At 66.1% G+C, this 25,472-nt stretch carries 19 protein-coding genes; 11 read left to right on the forward strand and 8 right to left on the reverse strand.

The features are described from left to right. Positions 1–54: 54 nt before the first annotated feature. Together ACTJKJ_RS01715 and ACTJKJ_RS01720 are read right to left on the reverse strand one after the other, a co-directional pair. Positions 55–480, reverse strand: a complete 426-nt coding sequence (locus tag ACTJKJ_RS01715; protein WP_297383059.1) for a response regulator — start codon at positions 478–480, stop codon at positions 55–57. 90 nt (positions 481–570) lie between these two features. Further along, positions 571–1,026, reverse strand: coding sequence for a RidA family protein (locus tag ACTJKJ_RS01720; RefSeq protein WP_440819399.1), 456 nt, complete (start codon positions 1,024–1,026; stop codon positions 571–573). A gap of 162 nt (positions 1,027–1,188) precedes the next feature. Between ACTJKJ_RS01720 and ACTJKJ_RS01725 the strand changes: the two genes are divergently transcribed. Continuing rightward, entirely contained in the window at positions 1,189–1,689 is a 501-nt protein-coding gene (locus ACTJKJ_RS01725) for an endonuclease V (protein ID WP_297383058.1), read from the forward strand. Between the two features lie 40 nt (positions 1,690–1,729). Here the strand turns inward: ACTJKJ_RS01725 and ACTJKJ_RS01730 are convergent, their stop codons facing one another. After that, positions 1,730–3,229, reverse strand: coding sequence for an efflux transporter outer membrane subunit (locus tag ACTJKJ_RS01730; protein WP_440819400.1), 1,500 nt, complete (start codon positions 3,227–3,229; stop codon positions 1,730–1,732). 104 nt (positions 3,230–3,333) lie between these two features. Here ACTJKJ_RS01730 and ACTJKJ_RS01735 point away from each other — a divergent pair, with 104 nt between their 5' ends. From ACTJKJ_RS01735 to ACTJKJ_RS01765, 7 genes are all read left to right on the forward strand, one after another. After that, entirely contained in the window at positions 3,334–3,951 is a 618-nt protein-coding gene (locus ACTJKJ_RS01735) for a TetR/AcrR family transcriptional regulator (RefSeq protein ID WP_091726409.1), read from the forward strand. Positions 3,952–4,037: 86 nt separating this feature from the next. Then, entirely contained in the window at positions 4,038–5,153 is a 1,116-nt protein-coding gene (locus tag ACTJKJ_RS01740) for an efflux RND transporter periplasmic adaptor subunit (protein WP_440819401.1), read from the forward strand. Next, positions 5,150–8,263 carry an efflux RND transporter permease subunit gene (locus ACTJKJ_RS01745; RefSeq protein ID WP_440819402.1) on the forward strand — a complete coding sequence of 1,038 codons (3,114 nt, stop codon included), beginning with the start codon at positions 5,150–5,152 and terminating at the stop codon, positions 8,261–8,263. Before ACTJKJ_RS01740 ends, ACTJKJ_RS01745 begins: the two co-directional genes overlap by 4 nt. Further along, positions 8,256–9,062 carry an oxidoreductase gene (locus ACTJKJ_RS01750; RefSeq protein ID WP_440819403.1) on the forward strand — a complete coding sequence of 269 codons (807 nt, stop codon included), beginning with the start codon at positions 8,256–8,258 and terminating at the stop codon, positions 9,060–9,062. Before ACTJKJ_RS01745 ends, ACTJKJ_RS01750 begins: the two co-directional genes overlap by 8 nt. A 54-nt stretch (positions 9,063–9,116) precedes the next feature. After that, the gene (locus ACTJKJ_RS01755; RefSeq protein ID WP_440819404.1) at positions 9,117–9,443 is read left to right on the forward strand and encodes a hypothetical protein; all 327 of its coding nucleotides are present in this window, start codon (positions 9,117–9,119) and stop codon (positions 9,441–9,443) included. Positions 9,444–9,693: 250 nt separating this feature from the next. After that, positions 9,694–10,902, forward strand: a complete 1,209-nt coding sequence (locus ACTJKJ_RS01760) for a C2 family cysteine protease (RefSeq protein WP_440819405.1) — start codon at positions 9,694–9,696, stop codon at positions 10,900–10,902. A 136-nt stretch (positions 10,903–11,038) separates the two neighbouring features. Beyond that, positions 11,039–11,347 carry a protease inhibitor I42 family protein gene (locus ACTJKJ_RS01765; RefSeq protein WP_440819406.1) on the forward strand — a complete coding sequence of 103 codons (309 nt, stop codon included), beginning with the start codon at positions 11,039–11,041 and terminating at the stop codon, positions 11,345–11,347. A 500-nt stretch (positions 11,348–11,847) separates the two neighbouring features. Here the strand turns inward: ACTJKJ_RS01765 and ACTJKJ_RS01770 are convergent, their stop codons facing one another. The 3 genes from ACTJKJ_RS01770 to ACTJKJ_RS01780 form a co-directional block, all read right to left on the reverse strand. Continuing rightward, entirely contained in the window at positions 11,848–15,690 is a 3,843-nt protein-coding gene (locus ACTJKJ_RS01770) for a CHAT domain-containing protein (protein ID WP_440819407.1), read from the reverse strand. Positions 15,691–15,769: 79 nt separating this feature from the next. Continuing rightward, complete coding sequence (locus ACTJKJ_RS01775) at positions 15,770–16,024, reverse strand: LysR substrate-binding domain-containing protein (RefSeq protein WP_440819408.1); 255 nt, start codon at positions 16,022–16,024, stop codon at positions 15,770–15,772. Between the two features lie 612 nt (positions 16,025–16,636). Beyond that, a complete protein-coding gene (locus ACTJKJ_RS01780; protein WP_440819409.1) occupies positions 16,637–18,205 on the reverse strand; it encodes an ankyrin repeat domain-containing protein in 1,569 nt (522 codons plus the stop codon). Between the two features lie 260 nt (positions 18,206–18,465). Here ACTJKJ_RS01780 and ACTJKJ_RS01785 point away from each other — a divergent pair, with 260 nt between their 5' ends. Beyond that, on the forward strand, positions 18,466–18,828 hold the full coding sequence (locus ACTJKJ_RS01785) for a GFA family protein (protein ID WP_440819559.1): 363 nt from the start codon (positions 18,466–18,468) through the stop codon (positions 18,826–18,828). Between the two features lie 210 nt (positions 18,829–19,038). On the opposite strand, the gene ACTJKJ_RS01790 is transcribed toward ACTJKJ_RS01785, so the two are convergent. Continuing rightward, positions 19,039–19,815, reverse strand: a complete 777-nt coding sequence (locus tag ACTJKJ_RS01790) for an alpha/beta fold hydrolase (protein WP_440819410.1) — start codon at positions 19,813–19,815, stop codon at positions 19,039–19,041. A 125-nt stretch (positions 19,816–19,940) separates the two neighbouring features. Between ACTJKJ_RS01790 and ACTJKJ_RS01795 the strand changes: the two genes are divergently transcribed. Next, positions 19,941–20,846 carry a LysR family transcriptional regulator gene (locus ACTJKJ_RS01795; protein ID WP_440819411.1) on the forward strand — a complete coding sequence of 302 codons (906 nt, stop codon included), beginning with the start codon at positions 19,941–19,943 and terminating at the stop codon, positions 20,844–20,846. Positions 20,847–20,939: 93 nt separating this feature from the next. After that, positions 20,940–21,824 (forward strand): hypothetical protein, encoded by an 885-nt coding sequence (locus ACTJKJ_RS01800; protein WP_297383044.1) that lies wholly within the window; start codon positions 20,940–20,942, stop codon positions 21,822–21,824. An 18-nt stretch (positions 21,825–21,842) separates the two neighbouring features. On the opposite strand, the gene ACTJKJ_RS01805 is transcribed toward ACTJKJ_RS01800, so the two are convergent. Continuing rightward, complete coding sequence (locus tag ACTJKJ_RS01805) at positions 21,843–25,427, reverse strand: hypothetical protein (RefSeq protein ID WP_440819412.1); 3,585 nt, start codon at positions 25,425–25,427, stop codon at positions 21,843–21,845. Between the last annotated feature and the right edge of the window lie 45 nt (positions 25,428–25,472).

Here is a 25,472-nt window from a genome sequence, read left to right on the forward strand (position 1 = left end):
GGCCGCCCGTCCGGGCGGACGGGTCGGCGTCAGCTGCGGAGCCCCGGCGCAGCATCACGGCCTCCGCTCGGCATCCCGCGACAGCAAGGTGCTCAGCTCCCGCTCGAGGTGGCTGAAGTCCACCGGCTTGAGCCAATAGGCGGCGGCGCCCGCATCCAGCGCGCGGCGCCGGTCGGTCTCCGCGGAGAAAGCCGTCACCATGGCCACCGGCACCCGGCTGTCCGAGGGCAGGGAACGCAGCCGGCGCAGGACCTCGAGGCCATCGCAGTCGGGCAACTGCATGTCCAGCAGCACAACGTCCGGGCGGAAGCGCTGGAATCGCTCGACGCCATCGGATCCCGTTTCCGCCACCTCGAAGTGCAGGCCGGGGAACCGGGTCGCCCACTGCTGCATCACCAGGATGTTGACGGGGTTGTCCTCGATGTAGAGGACCTTCCCCACCAGGTCAGTCTTGGAAGAGTGTCGCGCCTCCATCGCCATTCCTCACCTTCAGCGCAGTTCGCGGCGGCAATGGCAGGCATGCGGCAATCCCGGTGCCGGGCCTCGGTGCCCGGCCGTCGTCGCGGATCCTCAAGCGAGGGACAGGTCCACGCGGAAGGCGATCTCGATGAGTTGCTCGCGGAAGGCGAGGCGGGACACGCCGATGAGGTTGCTCGCGACGGCTGGCGTCGGTCCGTAGACCCGGCGCCGAACCTCGCCCGCGACCGCGAAGGCCGCATCCACGTCCAGCACGAAGAGCGTCTCCTCGACGACCTGGTCGAAGGTGGCGCCGAAGTGGGACAGCAGCCGGCGGGCGTTTTCGTAGGTCGTCTGCATCTGCAGCGCCATGTTGGAGAAGTCGTTGGGTCGGCCGTGCTCGTCCAGGGGCGCGGGCCCGACCAGGGCGCCGGCGGCATCGTGGCTGAGCTGCCCGGACACATGGATGATGTTGCCGACCTTCACCGCCTGCGCGTAGCCATAGGCCTGTTCCCAGGGCACGCCGAGGTTGGCGACTTCCTTCACTGCGGTGCCTGCTTTGTCGGACATGACGTTGACTCCATCTGGATTCGGGGATGAAGAGGCCATGCTGCCGCGCCGGGCACGCGCGCGCCAGCCCACTTGGAGAGAGGGGAACTCGCTCGAAATGGGCGGATGCCCGCGGGCGTTGCCATGCAGGACGGCGCGCAGTGCACGTTGATAATTCCGCGCATGAAACTCGTTGTCGCAGTTCATTTCGACGGTGCCCAGGCGAATGCCGCGGCGGTGGCTTTCGACGCCTGGGACGCGGCGGAGCCGCTCAAGACCTATGTCTCGCCCATCGCGCCGGTCGAGAAGGCCGTCCGGGGTGCCGTCGACCTGAGGGAAGTCGCCTGCGTGATGCAGCTGCTGCGCGAGCACGGCCTCACCCCCGAGCTCCTCCTGATCGACGGCTTCGTCCATCTGGATACCGATGAAACGCCGGGCGTGGGCCGGCATCTGCATGAGGCGCTCGGCGGCTCGATCCCGGTCGTCGGGGTGTCGAAGAAGAGCCTGCCGGGCTTGTCGGCGCAGTCGGAGGTCCTGCGGGAAGACGAAGCGCCGCCCTTGGTAGTCACCTGCGCGGGGATCGACATTGGCGCGGCGAAGGTGCGGCTGCGGTCAATGCATGGCAGGAAGCGGGTGCCGACGCTCATGAAGCTCGCGGCACGTCTCGCGAAAAACAAGGAGTAGGGCCGCGCGGGCGAGGCCGCCCGGTGCCGATGTCACGTCTTCATTCGCGGCTGGGCTTCCACATTGAAGCGCTTTGCTGGTCGCGGGGGATCGTCTCCGCGTCCGGACTCCACCCGCCACCGAGCGCCTTGAAGGCGCCGACGGCCGCGCGCGCCGAGCCGGTGCGCGCCTGGACTTGCGCATCGGAGGCGCGGAGCAGGTTCTCGTCCGCCTGCAGCACTTCGATCAGGCTGACGACGCCCTTCTGATAGGCGGCGAAGGAGGCCCCGCGCGCTCGCCGAAGGGCGTCCACGCCCTGGGCGAGCACCGCTGCCTGCGCTTCGCGCTTGACCAGGGCGGTGAGGGCGTTCTCGACGTCCTCGCCCGCCTGCAGCACGGCCAGGCGGTACGCGGCGAGCCTCTCGGCCTCCTGGCCCCGCGCCAGGCGGATCTGCGCGTCGATGCGGCCGAAGTCGAACAGCCGCCAGCGCAGGCCGACGACGCCGGCCGCCTGGCTCGCGCCGCCGCTGAAGAGCTGGCCCGCCGACACCGACGTCGCATTGCCGATCAAGCCGCTCAGCGAGAGCTTGGGGTAGTACTCGGCCATGGCCGCGCCGATGCGCGCGTTCGAGGCGGCCAGATGCCGCTCGGCGACGATCAGGTCGGGGCGCCGCTGCAGCAGGTCGGCCGGGGCGCCGATGCCGGCGATGCCCGGCGCGATGGGCACCTCCGCGTCCTCGAGCCTGGCCGCATCGGTGCCCGCCGGGCTCCCGAGCATCACGTCCAGCGCATTCCTGGCCGCGTCCAAGCCCTGCTCGAGTTCCGGAATGGTGGCCTGCGCCTGCGCCAGCGCGCCCTCGGCCTGGCTCACCTGCAAGTCGGCCGCCAGTCCCTTGCCATTCAGCAGACGGACGGTGGACAGCAGATCCTGGCGCGTGCGGACCTGGTCCCGGGCGATCACCAGGCGCGCCTGCAGTCCGCGCAGGGCGATGTAGAGATCGGCCGTCTGGGCGGCCACGGCCAGCCGGGCTGCCACGGCGCCGGCTTGCGAGGCCTGGTACTCGGCGATCGCGGCTTCTCGCTCGCGGCGCAGGCCGCCGAAGATGTCCAGCTCCCAGCTCGCGTTGCCATTCAACTCGTAGGCGCTGCCGTGCCGATCGAATCCCGGCCGCGAATCGAGGATGCGGCCAAGCGGGGTTTCGACGGACTGGTAGGCGCGCGCCGCCTGGCCGCTGACGCTGCCGATGGGCAGCAGCGCGGCGTTGGCGGCGCCCACGCCCGCTTGCGCCTGGGCGACACGCGCTGCCGCGCGGGCGAGGTCCAGGTTCTGCGCCAGTGCCAGCGTGACGACCCGCGTCAGCTGCGGATCGCCGAAGCCTTCCCACCAGCGGACAAGATCGGCGTCCGCCGCCGCCTGTCGCTGGTCCAACTGGGATTGCCCATGGAAGCGCTCCGGCAGGACGGGCCGGGGCTGGACGTAATCGGGACCGACGGCACATCCGGCCAGGCCGGCCGCCATCAGCGATGCAACAAGGGATGCGGCGGCGAGGCTGCGCGACATGGGGGACCTCTCAAGAGCTGGATGTGATCTGAATGCTTCGAGTGACTATATTACCAAATGGTCACTCGTTGTCCATTCGGGTCGGCTCGCGTAAGCTTTCCGTGATGAAACCGACTAGCAGTTCCCCAACCCCCTCGCGCGGCCCCGTCGACCACGAGGTCCGCGACCAGGTCGTCGCCGCGGCCACCGAGCACTTCAGCCGCTATGGCTACGAGAAGACGACGGTGTCCGACCTTGCGAAAGCCATCGGCTTCTCCAAGGCCTACATCTACAAGTTCTTCGAGTCCAAGCAGGCCATCGGAGAAATGATCTGCGCCCAGTGCATCGCGGAGATCGAGGCCTCGGTCGCGGCCTCGCTGGCGGACGCGGCCTCCCCGCCGGACAAGATCCGCCGCCTGTTCAAGGCCTTCACCGAGGCCAGCCTGCGGCTGCTCTTCCAGGATCGCAAGCTCTATGAGATCGCAGCCTCGGCCGCCACGGAGCAATGGGCCGTGGTCGCCGCCTATGACCAGCGCGTGCAGCAGCTGCTCCGCGACGTGCTCCAGGAAGGCCGCGCCAGCGGCGACTTCGAGCGCAAGACCCCGCTCGACGAGACGGTCATGGCCATCTATCTGGCCCTGCGTCCCTGTTTCAACCCGCTCATGCTCCAGCACAGCCTGCACCTTGCCGAGGAAGCGCCGGCGCATCTCTCGAGCCTCGTTCTGAGAAGCCTGTCACCCTGAATTCGCGTTTTTTCGCCGAGTGACCGTTGACTAAATTGGTCACTAGTTCCAAAATGAAAGCCTGATCACTCGTCATTGGGGCTTTCATGCGCCGGCGTCGCCTTCCCGTTTCCACGCTTCTTCTCAGCCTGCCGGTCCTGCTCGCGGCCTGTGGCGAGAAGCCCGTCGCAGATCCCCGGACCGAGGCGCCGCTGGTGCGCGTGGCCACGGTGCAGACCGCGGCGCCCACCACCCGGTCGTTCACCGGCACCATCGGCGCCCGGGTCCAGAGCGATCTGGGTTTCCGCGTTCCCGGCAAGGTGCTGGAGCGGCTGGTGGACGCCGGGCAGACCGTCAAGCGCGGCCAGGCGCTGATGCGCATCGATCCCGAGGACCTGAAGCTGGCGGCCCACGCGCAGCAGGAGGCGGTGGCGGCGGCGCGGGCGCGGGCCCGGCAGGCCTCCGAGGACGAGGCGCGCTATCGCGATCTGCGCGGCACCGGCGCCATCTCCGTGTCCGCGTATGACCAGGTCAAGGCGGCGGCCGACGCCGCGCAGGCCCAGCTCAGCGCGGCCGAGGCCCAGGCCGATGTCGCCCGCAACGCCAGCCGCTATGCGGTGCTGCTGGCCGATGGCGACGGCATCGTCATGGAGACGCTGGCGGAACCGGGCCAGGTCGTCGCGGCGGGACAGCCCGTGCTGCGCCTGGCACACGCGGGACGGCGCGAGGCGATCGTGCAATTGCCTGAAACGCTGCGCCCGGCCCTGGGCTCCAGCGCCCAGGCGACGCTTTTCGGCCGCGGCGGCGACGCATCGCCCGCCAAGCTGCGGCAGCTCTCGAACGCGGCGGATCGGCTGACCCGCACCTTCGAGGCCCGCTACGTGCTGGACGGTGAGCTCGCCAGCGCGCCGCTCGGCGCCACGGTCACCGTGCAGATCCCGGAAGGGCCGGCGTCGCCGGCCGCCGGCGCCTACGTGCCGCTGGGCGCATTGTTCGACGCCGGCAAGGGCCCGGGCGTGTGGGTCGTCCAAGGGGAGCCGGCCAAGGTGTCCTGGCGGCCGGTCGCAGTCCAGCGCCTGGACGAGGAAGGCGCGCACATCGGCGGCCAGATCAAACAGGGTGACCGGATCGTCACGCTCGGCGCGCATCTGCTGCGCGAGGGCGAGCAGGTCCGCGTCGGCTCCGGCGCGGCGGTGGCGTCCACAGCGGGAGCCCGTCCGTGAGCGAAGGCCGATTCAACCTGTCGGCCCTCGCCGTGCGCGAACGGGCCATCACGCTGTTCCTGATCCTGTTGATCTCGCTGGCGGGCGTGGTCTCGTTCTTCAAGCTGGGTCGCGCCGAGGATCCCTCCTTCACCATCAAGGTGATGACCATCATCACGGCCTGGCCCGGCGCGACCGCGCAGGAGATGCAGGACCAGGTGACCGAGAAGATCGAGAAGCGCCTGCAGGAGCTGCGCTGGTACGACCGCAGCGAGACCTACACCCGCCCGGGACTGGCCTTCACGACGCTCACGCTGCAGGACAGCACGCCGCCCTCCGCGGTGCAGGAGGAGTTCTACCAGGCCCGCAAGAAGATCGGCGATGAGGCGCGCAACCTGCCGCCCGGCGTGATGGGCCCCTTCATCAACGACGAGTACTCGGACGTCACCTTCGCGCTGTACGCGCTCAAGGCCAAGGGCGAGGAGCCGCGCCTGCTGGTGCGCGACGCCGAGACGCTGCGCCAGCGGCTGCTGCACGTCCCGGGCGTCAAGAAGGTCAACATCGTCGGCGAGCAGTCCGAACGCATCGAGGTGCAGTTCTCGCAGGAGCGCCTCGCGACCCTGGGCCTTTCGCCGCAGGAGGTCTTCGCCGCGCTCAACAACCAGAACGCGCTGACGCCGTCCGGCTCGGTGGAGACGCACGGGCCGCAGGTGTCCATCCGCCTGGACGGCGCTTTCGACGAGCTGCAGAAGATCCGCGACACGCCGCTGGTGGCGCAGGGACGCACGCTGAAGCTGTCCGACATCGCCACGGTCAAGCGCAGCTACGAGGACCCCGCGACCTTCCTGATCCGCAACGGCGGCGAGCCCGCGCTGCTGCTGGGCGTCGTGATGCGCGAGGGATGGAACGGGCTGGACCTGGGCAAGGCGCTGGACCACGAGGTCGGCGCGATCAACGCCGGCCTGCCCCTGGGCCAGGCCCTGACCAAGGTGACCGACCAGGCCGTCAACATCGACGCCTCGGTCGACGAGTTCATGGTCAAGTTCTTCGCCGCGCTGATGGTGGTGATGCTGGTGTGCTTCGTCAGCATGGGCTGGCGGGTGGGCCTGGTGGTCGCCGCGGCGGTGCCGCTGACGCTCGCGGTGGTCTTCGTCGTGATGCTGGCCACGGGCAAGAACTTCGACCGCATCACGCTGGGCTCGCTGATCCTGGCGCTGGGCCTGCTGGTGGACGACGCCATCATCGCCATCGAGACCATGGTGGTGAAGATGGAGGAGGGCTACAGCCGCGTCGCGGCCTCCGCCTATGCCTGGAGCCACACCGCGGCGCCGATGCTCTCGGGCACGCTGGTCACCGCCGTGGGCTTCATGCCCAACGGCTTCGCGCGATCCTCGGCCGGCGAATACACCGGCAACATGTTCTGGATCGTCGGCATCGCGCTGATCGCGTCATGGGTGGTGGCGGTGGTCTTCACGCCCTACCTCGGCGTGAAGATGCTGCCGGAGCTCAAGCGCGTCGAGGGCGGGCATGACGCGCTCTACGGCACGCCGAACTACCAGCGCTTCCGCCGCATGCTGGGCTGGGTCATCGCGCGCAAGTGGCTGGTCGCCGGATCGGTCGTCGGATTGTTCGTGCTGTCGGTGCTGGGCATGGGCGCGGTGAAGAAGCAGTTCTTCCCGGTCTCGGACCGCCCGGAGGTCCTGGTCGAGGTGCAGATGCCCTATGGCTCGTCGATCGCCCAGACCAGCGGCGCCGCGGCGAAGGTCGAGGCCTGGCTGGCCAAGCAGGGCGAGGCCAAGATCGTCACGTCCTACATCGGCCAGGGTGCGCCGCGCTTCTACTTCTCGATGGGCGCGGAGCTCCCCGATCCCTCGTTCGCGAAGATCGTCATCCGGACGGACAGCCAGGACGAGCGCGAGGCCCTGAAGCTGCGCCTGCGCCGGGCCATCGCCGATGGTCTCGCGCCCGAGGCTCAGCTGCGCGTGACGCAACTCGTCTTCGGTCCCTACTCGCCGTATCCGGTGGCCTACCGCGTCAGCGGTCCCGACCCCGAGGTGCTGCGCGGGATCGCCGCCGAAGTGAAGCAGGTGATGGATGCCAGTCCGCTGATGCGCACGGTGAATACGGACTGGAACTCGCGCGTCCCGGCGCTGCATTTCAGCTTGCAGCAGGACCGCCTGCAGGCCGTCGGCCTGAGCTCCAGCGCGGTGGCGCAGCAGCTGCAGTTCCTGCTCAACGGCGTGCCGGTCACGGTGGTGCGGCAGGACATCCGCAGCGTGCAGGTCATCGCTCGCGCCGCTGGCGATTTCCGGCTCGACCCGGCCAAGCTCGGCGACTTCACGCTGACCGGCGCCAACGGGCAGCGCATCCCGCTGTCGCAGGTGGGGACCATCGAAGTCCGTCCCGAAGAGGCCGTCATGCGCCGGCGCGACCGCGTGCCGACCATCACGGTCCGGGGCGACATCGCTGAAGGCTTGCAGCCCCCGGATGTGTCGACGGCCATTTCGCATCAGTTGCAGCCGTTGATCGCGAAGCTGCCCAGCGGCTATCGCATCGAGCAGGCCGGCTCGATCGAAGAGTCCGGGAAGGCGACGACGGCGATGCTGCCGCTGTTCCCGATCATGGTGGCGCTCACGCTGCTCATCATCGTGCTGCAGGTGCGGTCGCTGTCCGCGATGGTGATGGTCTTCCTCACCAGTCCGCTGGGCCTCATCGGCGTCGTGCCCACGCTGCTGCTGTTCCAGAAGCCGTTCGGCATCAATGCGCTGGTGGGCTTGATCGCGCTGTCGGGGATCCTGATGCGCAACACGCTGATCCTGATCGGACAGATCCATCACAACGAGCAGGCCGGCCTGACGCCCTTCCACGCGGTGGTCGAGGCCACGGTGCAGCGCGCCCGCCCGGTGATCCTGACCGCGCTGGCCGCCATCCTGGCCTTCATTCCGCTCACCCATTCGGTGTTCTGGGGAACGCTGGCCTACACGCTGATCGGCGGGACCCTGGCGGGCACCGCGATGACGCTGGTCTTCCTGCCCGCCATGTACGCCATCTGGTTCAAGCTCAAGCCGGGCGATGCCACGGTCGAGCCCACCTCTCCTCTCTTTCCCGCTGCAAAGGACGCCCATGTCTGATTCCCAAGTTGTCGTGATCACCGGCGTGTCGTCCGGCATTGGTCGAGCAAGCGCTGAGCTCTTCGCCAAGCGCGGTTGCAAGGTGTTCGGCACCGTGCGCAATGTCGCCAAGGCCTCGCCCATCGCGGGCGTCACCCTGGTGGAAATGGACATCCGCGACAGCGCGTCGGTGGAGGAGGGGATCCTGGCGGTCCTGAACCAGACCGGGCGCATCGACGTGCTGGTCAACAGCGCGGGCGTGACGCTGCTCGGCGCGACCGAGGAGACGTCGGTGGAAGAAGCGAAGACGCTCTTCGACACCAACCTGTTCGGCGTGCTTCGCACCACGCAGGCGGTGCTGCCGTCGATGCGCAAGCGCCGCGCGGGCAGGATCGTGAATGTCAGTTCCGTGCTGGGCTTCCTGCCGGCGCCGTACATGGGCGTGTACTCGGCGTCGAAGCACGCGGTCGAGGGCCTGTCGGAGACGCTCGACCACGAGCTGCGCGCCTTCGGCATCCGCGTCGCGCTGGTCGAGCCGTCGTTCACGCGGACCAATCTGGACCTGAATGCGCCGCAGGCGGCCTCGCCCATCGCCGCCTATGACGCGGAGCGTCGGACCGTGGTCGCCGCGATGGAGAAGAATGTCAAGAAGGCGCCGGAGCCCGACGGCGTGGCGCGGACCATCGTCGACGCGGCGCTCGGTCCGTGGCGGATGCGGACCACGCCCAAGGGCGAGGCCACGTTGCTCAAGCGGCTGCGCCGCTTCATGCCGGCGGGTCCCGTCGATGCGGGACTGCGCAAGAACTTCGGACTGTCCTGATGCCCCGGACGCCGTGCGCGTCCGGTCTTTTCGTTCCTTGATGAGGAGGTTCCCATGCGCCTGGTCACTGCTTCAGCCGCCGTGCTGCTCTCACTTGTGCCCCTGCTGGCGATGTCTCAACCCAAGACGGAGCCAGCGCCTCCCAAGGTCGCCAAGAGCTGCCGCAACGTCAGCGCGGAGATCCGCTCGGGCGCGCCGCTGACCCGCGAGGCGGTGGTTGCCGAGATGGTGCGCGCTCGCGCGGAAGGCGAGATGGACTACCACATCAGCTCCACACCGCCTGCGGGCGCGCGGCCCCTTTGCGAATCGTCGCCGGGAGCGTCGGCCGCATCGGCCGCATCGGCGGCATCGACGTCTGCCGCCAGCGCTGCCGCCCGTTGACGATCGAAGTGCGCTCGATCGGCGACGAGCCAGTGTGATCTCCCTCGGTGCCGTCTGTCCGACCTCGCATCAGCAAGGTTGAGGATGGCGCGCCCCTGAGCGCGGCGCCGCCCCCTAGATGTCAAGTTGAGGGGCCTCCCGGTGACGCCTAGATTGGCAGTCGAGTGGCGAGTCGTGGCCGGATCCTCCGGTCACGACGTCCGCCGCTTTCGACGCCGCTTCTGGTGCGTCAATGAACAGGGAGACTTCAATGAATGAGCCGAAAGTTGGCCTGGCGAATCCCTACGCGGTTGCTGAACTCGCGTTGGGCAGGAACGTGCGCTGGAGTGCGGTCACGGATCGAGATGCCTTCGTGAAGAAGACGCTCGGTGCGTCGGTCGAGGACCTGACCGCGCCGGTCCCCGGCAACCTCCTCGTGAGCGGCCTGGCCGACTCTCAGGGATCGCTCGCCGGCCTGCAGGAGATGAAGCCCGACCAACGGGCCAAGGCCCTGGGGTCGATGGCCAAGGGCAGCCCGATGGGGGCGGTGCTGTCGAAGCTGCCGCCGGACGCCCTGCAGCGTGTCGTCGGCGCATTGGCCGGCGGGGACAAGGGCAGCGCGCCGTCGGCCACCGCGGCCAAGGGCGTCACGGCGCCCGGATACACGCCGCCAGGGGCGGTCTGGGCCGATCCCGGTGACTTCTTCGAAGAGGCCGCCGAGTACTTCGACCCTGTCCAGGGCGCGCTGGGCGATTGCTACTTCATCGCCGCGCTGTCCGCGGTGGCGTGGTCGCGTCCCTACGTGATCATGCAGCGCTCGCGCGCCACCGGCGCCGCGGCGGCGAGCTTCGTCGATCGCATCGACTTCTATTCCGGCGGCTTGAAGACGATGGAGGTGTCGGAGCGCGTGCCGCTCGTGACGAGCACGAATGCCTGGATCTATGCGCGCTCTTCCGAAGCCGGCGAGATCTGGCCGGCGGTCTACGAGAAGGCCTTCGCGAAGTGGAAGACCAATGACGCGACCGACGAGCCGAACTACGGGCCGATTGCCGGCGGCTGGCCGGTGCAGGCGACGACGGAGTTGACCAATCTGACGGGCGTCACCAAGACCTGCTCGGCGCTCAGCGAGGACGACATCTGGACGGCAGTGCGGTCCAACTGCCTGTCGTATCGCACCTTCAATCCGATGACTGCCTGGACCTTCTGCCAGACGCCGTCGCCGGTGGAATACAGCGGCACGGGCATCGTCGGTTATCACGCCTACACGATCCTGGGCTGGGCCTACGTCAACAACACGAAGTACATCGTGCTTCGCAATCCGTGGGGACACAACAGCCCGGTCATCAACAGCCTCCCGGGCAACTGGTCGGCGTATGACACGAGCTTCTGGCGCTCGGTGCCCTTGAATGCCGGCGGTGTGTTTGCGATTCCCGCGGGCACCTTCAAGAAGTACTACTGGCAGTTCGGCTGGGCGAGCTGAGCGCACGGAGCGCATGGCTCCAATAGCGGGTCACGTGACGGCCTCCGCGCCTGACTCCATCCAGGCGCGGAGGCCGTTGTCGTCGCGCCGATTCGCCGGCCGGCGTTGACATCGGATTGGCGCCAGGAGGGCTCCAGTGCTGAGCGTGGCTGACAACGGCAAGACGATTGACCTGCGAGTCGGTCATTCGGCCCTGCTGCGCCTGCCTGAGAACCCGAGCACGGGATACGGCTGGACCCTCGATGCCGATCCCCGTCTGGTGGAGATTGGCGAAAAGCGCCACGTCCATTCGGCGGATACGGTCGGCAGCGGCGGCGAGTCGCAATGGTCGATCAAGGCCATGGCACCAGGCACGACGACGCTGAGGCTCAAGCACTGGCGGGAATGGGAAGGAGAGGGGTCGGTGACGGAGCGATATGAGGTGGGACTGGTGATTTCGGCTTAGCGCTGGTCAGGAGTGACTGCTACTGCTCTTGGTGAAAGGGCGCTCTCGACCTGATGCTGCCGCTCAGCTCACGACCGTGAGCTACGGCGGAAGGCTGGTTTCAGTCGTTGGGCGCTCCCGCGCCAGATGTCTGCAGCAGCACTGACAGCGTCATCTGGAGCCGACCGATTCGGACAAGCGAGCTGGCTCCTAGACGTTGTCCGCCAGAACCTCTACACGTAGGAGGCACGGAGCTTTGCCGAATCCGTCCGGCCGACTCAGCTTGCTGTTGACCTCGAGTCAGTGCAGCACTGCCTGGGTCAGGCCCATCCAGCCGGCCTGAATCGGCTTGACGTCGTACTCGATGTCCAGTCCTGGCTGCCGCGCGCGCAGACAGGTCTACGCTGTTCTGCTGAGCGCCAACTGATGAAGGGCCAGCGCGAGCGGCCAGAAGTGGCTCGAGCCGGCCTTTGTGCATGGCTCTCGCCTGCGGGCTAAGACCGGCAGGCGAGCATTTGCCGTCAGGACAGGTCCGGCACTGCCTTCGGCCCTTTGGCCGGCTTAGTCAACAGAGGGTCCCCATACACCGTCATCGCCAGCGATACCTGGGGCTCCCGCTCGCGCCGGCTTGCAACGTGAAGGTTCGCTGCATGGCATGCATCCATCGCGGTCGCGCCCTCCTCCCACTTCTCCAGGAACTTGGGAAGCCAAATACCCGGCGCGAGGGCCTCGAGCGGCCAAGGCGATGCAATGACCGTTCGGCAACCGCTATTCAGCAGCGTCTTGGGCAATCCCAGCGTCGTGCTGACGAGTGGGTGCACGTCCACACGTCCACCGCTGCACACGAACAAGATGACAAGCTCGGTGTCCGCAAGGGCATCTGCCAGGTCATCTGGAGCTTCTTTTAATTGCCCCTCATCGACTACACGTTGGAAGAAGCGCTGGTCCGAGTTCAACTGCCCGTGAGCGACCACGATCCCCATCTGCGCGCCTTGGGCCGCCCGCGGCAATGAGGTGGACGTGTCCAGAGCAACACCATGTGCCTCCAATGGGACTTCGATCGTGGCCCGCACCACCTCCATCGTCTGCAGCTCCTCGCTGCTGCGTCCTTCCGAAATCCAGGCGATGCGACGGTCGACGCCAGGGTCACGGGGTCTCTGACGGACCTCTGCCAACCAAGCCAGCGACGGCACCATACCCAAGGCTCGGCTGTAGCCCAGGAACTCTCCATCCTTGAGCACAAGGTTGAAGGCCAGCTGAGCCGCCTCTGGCTCCGTAACCACAAGAATCTTGTCGCCCTGAGGAACAGGGACTTCGAACTGCGTCATTGAGGAGTAGAACTCGCCGTCTCCGACCTCTCGCTTACGCTTCGTGCGCTCGTCTTCCTGCATTTTTCTTGGCTCGATGAGCCCGTACCGGTAGGGGTACGTCTCCGACCAGGTGGCTAGCCGAAGCTCGGCAGGCTCGGCCAGGACAGCCGGTCTTGCAACGTAGGCGCCCGTTGAGTCGGCAATGGCTGCGACCAGCTCGCGCTTGTCGTCGAAGGCAACCATCAAGACGGCATAGCCCCGTTGCGCCAGGTCCTGCGCGTACTGAAGCGGCGAGTTCGCGGTCAACACGGGCGGGGCCGACGCCTGGGTAAGTCCTTTGTCTGTCAGAAGCTCCGCGGCGAGAAAGGCCTCCTGTGGGGTGACCTGGGCGTTTTCAGCCCTCAGTAGCCGTTGAGCAGCGATGTGAACAGAGAACGCGTCACCTGGCGCGTCGTCCGCATAGCGCGCTCCCGTCGTGAGCTTATGCAGCTCCAGCAAATCGCTCGCTGTAGGCTTGGTTGTGGAGACCGCCCGCAGCATCGTGCTCGCGTCCTGACCAAGCAGCTCCAGAACCTTGTTCTTCAAAGCACTCGTTTCCGTCGAAACTTGGCCGCCGGCGGACTCATAGGTGGTCGCAACTTGAGCGAACATGAAGCCCGTCACAGAGAGTTCGTCCTCCAGCCGGATTGCATCAATGAGCGCGACTTGGCAGTCGTCCAGGAGCTGGCCCAGCCCGACAACATCGTTCGCTGCGACCTTCCGAAGTCGCAGCGACAGGGCGGTGGCATCCAGGCGGTGCTTCATGATCTCGCTCATGCCAAGGCCGGCGTAGAGCTCACGGCACGCATTCATGACTCCTTCGGCGATCTCGATGAGACCAATGTCTCTGGTCACTCTGACCAGCGCATAGACCTCCTGGTAGAGATCACTTCCGGGCAACTGAGCCTGTGTGGAGGCAGCGCATGCCAGCCCTATAAGAGCATCGGGGATGCTGCGCGTGCGCAGATAGATGTCCGCGTAAGCCGCCCAAGCGAGCCGCCGGCGCTGTGGCGATCCGTTGCCGATTTCCATCACGAGCTCGGCCCTGTCACGGGCCAGCTGATGGGCGCCTAGCAACGCGTACTTGCACGCAACAGTCCGGATCGCATGGATGTCGTCAACACCCTCAGGTACGTTCGAAACCATTGGAGGAATGCAGTGGAGCAGGAACTCGCACTCCTGCAGCGCCTCCTCCGTGCTCGCCCTTGGCGCGCCACGCTCGATATGTCCCAGCATGTACCGAGCCAATTGAGCTGCGTTCGGACCGGCCACGCTCGAAGGAAATGGCACGCGTGGGTCAACTAGCCCCATGCCACCGGCTACCCAAGCCCTCATCCTTTGAAAGAACTCTTTGATTTCCTCCTCAGAGGCCTCCTCGATCTCCTCTGGCTCAGCCGCTGGCGAAGGAGCCGACAGCGTGAAGTCCAGAGTGACCGAGGCCAGCAGCGGCAGTCCTATGCTGCCAGCGCGCTCAACCGAAAGGGTCTTCAACAGGTGAGCTCGAAGGTCTGCATCCTGTGGGTGTTGTCCAAGATGCGTAATGACGGCCGTCAGTGGCGCCTTGTACAGCTCAACGTCCTCCTTGCTCAACACACCTGCAAGCAGCATCTGACGCATCACGCGCAAGACAACACGGGTGGCTCCTCGAGAAAATCGGCTCTCACCGATGAGTGGGAACGCCAGAAGCATTGCCTGCAGACCGCTTCCCAACGCCTCGGCACGCAACGCGGCGCACAACGAGGCGAGTTCTTTGTGCTCAGGCCATCGCGCTCCGACATCCTCGACCGTCTGCTCGTAGGCAGGTGCTTCGCAGTCCGTCAGGTTTGTGGCGATGAGGTTGTGATGCTCCTCAAAGCCGGATCGCGATATCGGACTCGATGAGGCATCGGGCCCGTTCTGGTGGCAAAGCTGCAGCAAGCGCACTTCGCTATCCAAGCTCAGCTTGACGTTCTTAGGGAAAAGCTCCGACAACCGATCGCGCGCCAGCTCGACCAAGTCGGACCGTTGAAGCTCAGTGGCCATCGCGAGACACTGCTCCAGCTGCCGCTCATCCGCCAAGTTCGCCAAGTTCGCCAAGGCTGCGGACAGAAGCTCACCTGCGGTCTTCTCATCGCCGGCCAAGAGGCAGATGTTCGCCCATTGGACCGCCACGCTCCCCTGGACCGAGGTCTGAGCCACCAGCGAGCGGATGATTTTCGCTGCCGTTGTTCGGTCCCCTGAAGCGTTCGCAATCTGCATACGCATCTGTTCAGCGACCAGCCCTGGAAGCTGCATTGCTTCCAACTGAGCAACAGCATCGGCTGCTTGGCCACTCTTCGCCATCGCCACCCAACGCGTGAGCTGCGTCATCGGAGGCATTTGTGCATCACCGCCAAAAGTCACCATCGCTAAGCCATCAATCGCTTCCAGACGGTCCATGCTCTCATCCTTTGCTGGGCGATCAACGGGGCTAGTCAATAGCAGGTACGACTCATTTGTGAGGGCGACCTTGAGGGCTGCTTCGGCCAACTCAGCGGTGTCGGGCACCCAGTTGTCCTCTTCGAGGCGGATGCGACCCGCAGGTTGCCTGGCTTGAGGGAGTTGCTCGGCCCTATACAGCGTGACCCACGGCACGATCACAAACTGTTGCGGAGCTGTTGAATCAATCTCGCCGAGCAGAGCGCTGGAGCTGAGCGTAGCGCTTCGCTTGAACACCACATTTCGTCGTATTGCCGCCCGATCCTCTTCGCTCAGCTGACGGTGCATGTCTGCGATGCCATCGACCAGTAGCTCGATGGTTGCCTCCTCGTCCAGGGCCCAGACCATCGTTGGTGGAACGATGACAGTCAATCCGCGATAAAACCTCTTTTCATCTTCCGCCTTCCGAAAGATGAAAGGGACCGCAGCACAGCGTCCTACGACCTGTTGCTGGTCTGGATGAAGGATGAGGATTGCGCTCCCGGGAAAGGGACCATATTCCTCGTTGAAAACCTTGGACGGATCAAAACCTTCAAGACCAACTTTCTCTTCAGACATCATTTCTCCCTGTCGCTGTTGTTGTCGCCATAGTCTATGAGACGCGATACCCAGCCTGGGCTACGTCACGCTCCACATATCAACCCAGCCGCTCGCCTTGCTCAGCGCGATGTCGCAGCTGGAATGACCTAAGCACGTCCACCAAGCCACTACTTTTCAGGCGGCTACGGGCCTCCGTCAGGTGCTCGATGAACTTTCGGACCCTAACGTGCTGCTGCTCTCTTGAGGGGTAGGCCAGGTGGGGATCCAAGGGGGTTGCCTCCAAGCTAGGCAAGACCCGCTTCAGGGCGCCCCGAGCAACTGCGTCCTCCACCATCAACGATGGCAGGAGCACCCTGATGCAAGTGCGCTGTCGCCGCGTTGAGGTCTAGCCGACTGTCGAAGCCCTCGACTCAACAGATGAAAAAAGCCCCGGCAACAGCCGGGGCCTCAACCTTCTTCGCTGTCATCAAAGATGAAGCCAGCTTAGGGAGGACAAGCGGGGAGCTTTCGCCCGAGGGCGTCATAGTTCGAAGTCTCGGATGGCCCAGCTTCCGCATCATGAACGCCGAGTTGGCTCAAGGAAATTCAGAGTACAGAGCTGGCTTCGCCCTGACACCGGCGACCTCTTCTAGGTCAGACTGCATCAACGCGTAAAGCCTGCTGGGGCGGGGCCATATGGTCAGCAACGTCACAGAGGCGCCGCAGCATGACGCTGAGCGCGACGCCGCAATCAGTACGTCGATGGCTGCACGCTGGGAGTCGATGACGGGTGACGGTGCGAACAGGTGCCTGCGCTGCTGAACAGCAGCACGCCAGAGAGCGTTCGTTGAATCAGGCGGCGGTTCGGATGCGTCGATGGCTGCTTCGTGCCACGTACCGTGAACTCACTTCCCGGACGCGAACGACGGCAACCGCTGCACTGCTGGTATTCGCTTGGCCAAGTCGAGCGGCAGCTGATGGCCGCTTAGCGCCATCGGCGCGCGGCCAGATCCAGCGTGAAGGATCGTGTGTTGATTGTCGAGATCTCTTCATCGCCCACCTGCGACAGCACCTTACCTCCGATCACGGCGATTTCGCCATTTCCAACCAGAATGGCACGGTGCTTGTGAATCCATCCTGGACCTTCGCCGGAGACTGAGATGTGTTCAATGCGCCAGTCGTCGATGCTCAGCGCGAAAACCGGCGTCGTCCCATAGACGCGGCCGTCTTGGTAGCCCAGTGAGCCGATCACGATGATGCGGTCGCGCACGAGAGTCGCCGTATGGAAGTCAGTCGGTGGGAACAGAGATTCGGGATAGCCAATGATCTCAAGGCGGCCATCGGGATGGTGGACGAAAACGTCGTTGTAAATGCAGAAGTCGGGGTCGTAGCCATCCTCATGCTCGCCAGCGACTTGCACGACGCGTCCGTCCGGCAGCAGTGTGAGTGACTGACCTATGCGGTTCGCGCACCAAATTGGCCGGGCGCGGTCGAATGTGTCCGCGCCAAAGCGATTGGCGGCTTGGTAGCCGGTCAGCCCCGAACGCACCATCGCGACCCAGAAAGGAACCTGCATGGTCTGCGCATTACGCTGACCGAAACGACGCGTGCGATCGCGCTCAAATTCGGCCAAGCCAAGCCCTTCGAACGGATCGCTTGCAGCTGCGACCGTTGCCTCCAGGAATAGGCGCTGCTGCTCGTAACGCAAGGCGGAGGGATCGGCTCCGGCCTCCATCAAGCGGATCGCCATCGCGCGAGATTCGACGCAGCCGAGCGCAGGAAAGCCGACTTGCTCGTGGTTCGGATCGGCACCGACGGATAGCAAAAAGTCCACCATCGCATGGTCGTCTGCTTCTACCGCGTCGAGGAGCGAGGTGCTCCCGCCATGGTCGGTCGCATCCACTACCGCACCTCGCTCAAGCAACCAACGGACGACGTCCGTCCGCCCGGACATCACCGCATGAAAGATCGGAGGTCGACCGACGTGATCGGTTGGCTCGCGCCCTGCTCCAGCCTGGAGGAGCATCTCGGCTACATCGAGTCGCCCCAGTGCAAGTGCGAGCACAAATGGCGTTCGCGACCAACGATCCTTTTCCTCCAGCTCATTCGGAAAATGCGCCGCACGGAGTCGAACATCCTCAAGCGTGCCAAACGCTACTTCGCGGCACAGCGGCGTCCAAGCCAGCAGGTCTTCGGGTGCTCCGATCTCCAGCAAGGCTCGAATGGCGTCGAAACGGCATTGCCGCGACAGAACGCTCAGAGCTGATTCGCCATGCGACGACTGACCATCGAGACGCGCGCCGTGCGCGGCCAGCAACCGAAGTAGGTCTGGCATCTCGTCGTCGCGAGTCGCGCCGCATCCGAATGTCACCGTCTGCATCGCATCGTAGCCATGCTCGTCACGAAAGCTCGCCACGTCGGCGCCCGCACCGATCGCAGCTTGGATCTCGGCAAGCGTGCCGGCGCGCAGTAGTTCTCGGAGGGAAGGGCTTGGATTTGAATGAGTCGGAAGATTCGACATTGCCTGGATGTCAGCGCTGCGGCCCTCGAGCATACCGTTCGGAGACGTTTTACCAGGTGCTCCGTGGGCTACGCTGCGCGGAGCGGTGAAGCCCTCTGACTTCCGGGACAGCACGCAGTGCCGATGCGTCGGTTTTCACCACAATGCAGCGTGGAAGATCAAACTGTCATCAGACCGCATCTCGATCGAACGTCCACCAGCCGGCTTCGCCGCATGGCGGCCGCCGCTCTTGTTCGTTATGCGGCCTGCCCCCAACCGCCGAGGCCAACCAGCCGGTGTTTCTGGAGATCGCTATGCACGAAGGCTCATGTCACTGTGGCGCGGTCCGACTGACGCTGCCGTCAACTCCCACGGTCGCTACGGACTGCAATTGCTCAGCGTGCCGTCGCATTGGCGGGCCATGGGTGTACTTCGAGTTCGGTACCGTGAGGATCGAAGCGCATCCAGAAGCCACCGCCGAGTACATCTGGGGCGACAGAACGCTTCGCAGGATTCACTGCAAGACATGTGGCTGCGTCACGCACTGGGAGCCGCTGGAGCCCACTGCGGGAGCCAGGCATGGAGTGAACCTAGGGAACTTCGATCCCAAACTCATCGCCTCTGTGCGCGTTCGTCGCTTCGACGGAGCGGACACCTGGAAATTCATCGACGAGTAGGCCTGCAGGGCCGTCTAGCCCTTCGCTCCACCCGACCTGCCACAGCGGGCTGGTGAACTCACACGTTGAACGTCCACTCTGTACAAGAAAGGTCACCCTCTTCCTGATCGCCTGTCTGCTGATGGCGGCCATCCTGGCCTTTGCGCATCAAGCGCCTCTTCGGCCTTGTGCCGCATCGCTACCCACCGAGCCGCCGCGCAGCCCGACTCGTCAAGGCGAAACGGCGGCCGTCGCGGCGAGGATCGCCGCCGCCACGTCAGCCGGACGCGACAGGTGTGGCGCATGACTGGTCGGCAGCGTCACCACGGTCGCTTGAATCTTCTTGGCCAGGGCGCGCTGAAGATCGGGCTGGAGCATGTGGTCCTGCTCGCTGATGACGTACCAGGAGGGCTTCGTCTTCCAGGCCGCGACGGACACCTTGGTTTCGAAGTTCTTCCCTTGGGTGAGATGCTGCGTGGCCGCGATGACCTTGGTGCGTTCCTCGGGGAGGTCCTGGGCCAGGTACTTGGAGACGCCCTCCGGCGTGAGGGCAAGGAAGCCATCCTTGTCCGCGACGAGCGTGGTGAGGCCAGGGGGCGTGGGGTAGTCCTTGTTCAGGTCGGCAATCGACTGGTTCTCGGACGGGGCGTAGGCCGCGACATAGACCAGCGCCTTCACGTTCTCCTGTTGTCCCGCCTCGGTGATGACGACGCCTCCGTAGGACCAACCGACCAGGACCACCGGACCCGTTTCCCTGCTGAGGACGCGGCGCGTGGCGGCCACATCGTCCGCCAGCGAAGTCAGGGGATTCTGGGCGGTTACCACTTTCAGGCCCTTTGCCTGGAGGAGCGGGATGACCTGGCTCCAGGTGGAGCCATCCGAGAACGCGCCATGAACGAGCACGACGGTAGGCTTGACCGCCCCGGCCTGTGCCGTCGTAGCGGCAGTGGATGCGAGCGCGGACGCGCCAAGGGCGGTTGCGAGGATGGCGGTCTTGACCACGGACATGAGTTTTCCTTCGGTGAACTGGATGAAATCGGGGGCTGGCATCGATCGATAGACGCAACTCTAGATATGAGCCGTCAATGATTAAATGGCGCCCGTGACTCATCACATAGTCCGGAGTGTTTCAAATGGATCGACTGGGTGCCATGCAGGTCTTCGTCAGGACCGTGGAGCTTGGCTCCATGTCCGCAGCGGCGGCCGAGCTCGACCTGTCATCTCAGTTGGCTGGTCGGCAGGTGCGGGCGCTGGAGAGCAGCTTGGGCATCAAGCTGCTGAACCGCACCACCCGGCGACAAAGCCTGACCGATGGCGGGCGACTCTTCTATGAGCGGGCAAAGAACATCCTGGCCGAAATGGAAGCGGCACAAGCGCAGATCGACGAGTCGAGAGCGCTTCCCAGTGGACGTCTGCGCATCAGTGCGCCCATCACCTTCGGAAGCAGGGCGCTGGCGCCTCGACTGGCGGAGTTCATGAACCGGTTTCCGGACGTGTCGGTGGAACTCAGCCTCACGAATCGAACCGTGGACCTCGTGGATGAGGGCTTCGACGTTGCCTTCCGGACCGGCGATCTGCCCGACAGTGGATTGATGGCCAAGCGCCTGGCGCCTCACCAACTGGTCTTGTGTGTTTCGCCCGCCTATCTGAAGAAGCGGGGCCATCCCCGGACGCCGGAGGACCTCCGCAGGCACGAGTGCCTGGTGTTCGCGCACACCTCCTTGCGAACCCAGTGGTCCTTCGAAGGCCCTGAAGGCGTGGTCAGGGTTCCCATCACGGGCAAGTTCCTGACGGACAGCGGTGAGGCCCTTCGCGCCGCGGCGGTGGCAGGCGTCGGCATCATCCTGCAACCTACTGAATTGCTGGCCGAGGACATCCAATCCGGTCTGCTGACCAGGATCCTCAAGAAGTACCAACCGACCCCACGGCCGCTGCACGTCCTTTACGCGCCCGACCGCCGAATGACGCCAAAGCTTCGCTCGTTCCTGGACTTCGCGTCTGACACGTTTGGATCAAGCGGCAGAGCGCATCCCGTGTAGCCCAGCGTCCGGCCGGCTCGGGATTGCCGTGAGATCCACGGCGGCCACCCCATCGCCTGATCGCCTCCGCGAGCGATACGATCCGCGCCAGCCATGAAAGTCCTCCTCTTCCTGATCGCCTGTCTGCTGGTGCCGGCCGTTTTGACCATCGCGCATCAAGCGTGGCTGTTGCGGCAGGAACTCCGCGCACCGGTTCAAGCGGGTGGCACGACGTTGACGTGCCGCGTCAGCCCCCTTTATGGATTCCTCGGTGGCGCGTGGAGCATGTTCTTCGGCGGCATCCTGTGGACCTTGCATCGGTCGTCGCCCGCGGCTTTCGGCAAGGTGGCGCCGGTGTTGGGCGCGCTGATGGCGCTGTCGGTGCTGCTCATCTGGCTGTACCTCGTCGGCAAGGTCACTGCCAACGAACTGGGTGTGCGTCAACGCGGCATCCTCGGCTGGTGGCGATCCGCCGCCTGGACGCAGATCGTCAAGGTGGATCACACCTCCCAGCCACGCGGATGGTTCCGGCTGCACACGGCCAGCGAGCACGTGATCCGGGTGGAACCGGGGATGACCAACATGCCGCAGCTGTCGGCCTTGATCTTGAGCCACACGCTCGTGCACATCATTGAGCCCGACACGCTCGAACTCCTGAGACGGAGCGCGCTGGGCGAGAAGATCGGCAACGAACAGCTCAACCAGCGGCTCTATGTGCGGTCGGCTCCGATGCTGCGTCTTGCTGGCGGGCTGGCGTTCGTCGGCTTGGTGTGCGGCGTCGCAGGCTGGTACGGCTTCGCGCACGAGGCCCAGGCGCTGAGGTGGGCAAGCCTTTCGGTCATTCAAGGCGTGCGCCAGGCAGCGATGTCGCTGGGGCTGACCTTCATCCTCTGGAGCTTGTGCTTTGCCGCGAGTGCCGCCGTGATGGCCATCAAGCGCGCGCGGCAGCGCAAGCGCGATGCGGCCGCCAGTCCCGGCGGCACGGCGCAGATCCGGTAGCGAGGGATTCGCTCCGGCTCAAGCCGGCGGTGGCGGCGCGGGATTGCGCGACGGGTATTCGGCGATCTGCAATTGCGCGTCCGCTCCCTGTGTGCGCCCCGCCTTGATGACGACGTTGATCCCGTCGATGGCCGAAGACCTGCCGCGCTCGAAGAGGTTCATTGTCGAACGCCGCCATGTGGAGGGCTCGTTCAACAGCTGATCGCGGTCGGCCTTCACCGACTGGGCCATCGCGTCGTTGCCGGTCACGCTGGCGACGTCCTTGAGCATGTACAGCGTCTCGAAGTGGCCCGAGGCCTGCGGCATCATCGTGTCGTGGATGTTGTAGTGCGCGAAGTTGCTGCCCTGCAGCCCCTGCGCCTGCTCGAGGAAGCGGTCGAGGTCGCGGTGGGCCAGGTCCCGGCCCTGGGTCTGCTTCTGCTCCTCGGTCCAGCCGCTCAGCGTTTCCAGGTAGCGCTGGATCCACTGCTCGCGGTTGAGTTCGACTTCGGCCATCAAGGGCTGCGGTGAGTTGTAGAAGCGGTCGTGGTCCGCATCGATGGTGCCGGCGAAGTCGAGCACCGTCACCGACACCTTCTCGTAGGACTGGCCGAATTCGCGGGTGCCGGAAAGGAGCATCGGCCCTTTCACGCCGGTGACCCCGGTGGAATCCGGCGGCGCGGCCGAGGGAGACGGCGCTGGCGCCGGCGTTGAGGCCGGCGCTGGTGCTGAATGCGCGGGATGCGGGGCACGCGGGTAGTTGTTCGGGTCGCCTACGTTGGCCGTGAGGCTGGCCGTGGCGCGGAACTTGTGATGCGCGATCGACACCTGTTCATTGAGCACGCGCACGTTGCCCGAATGGTCCGCATAGAGCTGCTGCTGCCGCTCGGTCGACAGCTGCACCGAAGCATTCGGGCCGAAAGTGGCATTGCGCCGGCCCGGGCGCGGGTCACCCACGCTGAGGCCGGCCGACGCCGACAGCTCCAGCACGCTGCTCGAGGTGTCCTGCGTCATGTCGGAAATGATCAGCTTCCCGTTGCGCGCCAGCAGGGCGGCGACCGCATCGTCGAAGGGCTGTCCGCGTTCGTCCCGCAGCGTGTCCCATTGTGCGAGGTCGCGCACCACGTTCTTCAGGTGCTCGATCATCTCGGGCAGGCGCCCCGGCTCACGGCGGATGCGCATGATGGCGCCGTCGACCTGCGTGCTGTTGTAGCCGCCCTTCAGGCCGCCGGAGAGGCGCAAGCCCAGCACGTCCTCGGCGAGCTTGAAGGTCGGCCCCGCGCTCAGCCCCAACTCGCCCCCGGCCTGCCGGATCGAACCGGCGGTGATCTGCAGGCCCTGCATGGGATGGAAGATGTCGATGAAGGCTTCGCGCTTGACCTGGGCGCTCGCCACGGGCGTGATCAGCGGATGGCCCGCCGCCGGCGTGGAGATCGACATGTTCGACAGCAAGCCCGCGCCGACGACGCCACCGTCGCTGGCGCGCAGCCGGGTGCGCAGGTCCCAGCCGTCGAGCTTGGCGCACAGATCGTCGACGAAGCGCTGTCGAGCATCGGCCGCCGGAGACAGCAAGCGATGGGCCGCCGACAGGCCTTCATTCGCCCGGGCCACCAACGCGGCCGTCTGCGCCTCGTCCTGCGTCGCGGGCTGCGGGGATCGGGCCGAGACGGCCTGCAGCATGGAGGCAGCGCGCATCGCCATGGTCAGCAGCGATCCGGCGGGCGGCATGGGCACCGGCGCGCCCTGCAGGGCCTCGCGAGCCTGCGCCCGGATCGACGCCATCTCGTCGCCGGTCGGCGTGTGAGTCGGAGACAGATCGGGGTGCGCCTGCATGAAGGCACCGAGCGCGCGGCCGATAGCGATCTCGGGCGATGGGGCCTCGCGCCGTGCGAAGGCCTGGTCGATGAGCTGGCCACCGGCCTGCTCCAGCGCATGGGCGGCGGCGACCAGGTGCTCGCGCACCTGCACCGACGGCGTGCGCACGCCGACGGATGCCCCCACTGTGTCGAGCCGCTCCAGCACGCCGGCACGCAGCGGCGTCTTCTTGCCCAGCGGATTCAGGGTGGGCGGGTCCAGCTCCTGTCGCTGGCGCGTGGTACCCCGCTCGAGGTCCGCCGCGGACGCGCCGCCCAGGCCGAGCATCTGCTGGACCCGGCTCGCCATGCCGGCCTCGGGCGCCTGCGCCCGGTCGATCCATTGCGTGACCATCTTGGTCAAGCGCTTGTTGACGCGGCCGTAGTGCGAGTCCGATGCATTGGAGACGAAACCCATGCGCACTGCGCGCAGCGCCGCCAGGTCGCGCTGGCTGATCAACGCGTCCGCGCCCGATTCGGCGCTGGCCATGGCCGCGCGTTTGGCGCCTTCGAGCCAGGCTCGCACGGGTTCCGAGGATTCCTGGCGCTGTGCCAGATCGGCGCGCCAGAAGGCCCGCACATCGAGCGACTGCGGCGTCACCTCCGCGATCGTGGCCTGGTCGCGCGCGGCGAGCATCAGGACTTCGGTGCCGCGATGCACGCCGCTCATCAGGCGGAACAGCGCCTGCACGTCGGCCTCGGCTTGCGCAGCCCCATCATTCCCGGCGGTCGACATCCAGCTCAAGGTGGGCGCGTCCATCAACGCCCGCAGCGCGTCGGCACCGCGCGCGGCGTCGCCGCCCGTGACATGCGCCAGCATGCGGGACGTGGCCTCGACCATCGACGACCGCGACATCGCCTCCTTCAGCGGCTGATTGGGCAACCGATGCGCCAGCGCCCTCAGCTGGGCGGTGAGCGCGGGGGTGGGCTCGGTGGCCATGAAACCAGGCGGATGCGCCTGCATCAACGCCACCAAGCGATGTTCGGCCGCATTCAGTGCCGCGTCGTGATACTCCTGGATCTGCTGCGCGCCTTCGGCCGCCGCCTGCATCGCCGGTCGCTGACGTTCCACCTCCTCGAGCGCCGGTCGGTGCCCGGGCCCGGCCGCACCGAGCTGTTGGTCGATGCGATCGAGCTCGCCGACGGCGAAATCGAGCCGCACTCGCGTCGCCGTGTGCATGCGGGCTGCCGCTCCGAGATTGCGCAGCTGCGCCGAGGACAGCACCGCATCGAGATCGGCGGCCGCTGCGCGCAGTGCGTCGTGCGTGTCTCCTCCCGGCGCGGCCTGATGCTCGTGGGCCGCGGCATCGAAGGCGTCCTTGGCGGCATCCAGGCGTTCGCTGAAACCCGGATCGACCGGCGTGCGCCTCACCTCCGCCGCGCGGCTGTGGTGGACCGGGGGCATGCCACCACTCGACTGATGCGCCCCCAGCGGCACCGGGGTGCCGTTCTTCTCGCCGGTGAGGAAGCTGGGCATCGGCGCCGGAAAGGCCGAAGGGATCAGCCCCGCCGGCGAATGAGCGGCCACGCGACGACGCAACTTCGAGCTGCCTGGCCGGTCCATGTTCGACGGTGCATCGGCCATGGCCCGTCCTGACACCTTCAGCACCTCGGCCTGATCGGGCTCACGCTGCGCGCGTGAGCGCAGGGGATGGTCGGCATCGCCCAGCAGCTTCGGGGCCGCGGGCTGCTCGGGGTGTTCCCGCGTGCGCTCGGTGCCCGGTACGACGAGGGTGGCGCTCAGCGGGCGCGCGTTGAGCCATTCAGGCATGGGTGCTCCTTGACGGAGCAACAGTAGGCGGCTTGCCTGCTTGAC

It is taken from the genome of Roseateles sp. 22389, assembly GCF_052044995.1.
Lineage (GTDB): Bacteria > Pseudomonadota > Gammaproteobacteria > Burkholderiales > Burkholderiaceae_C > Roseateles.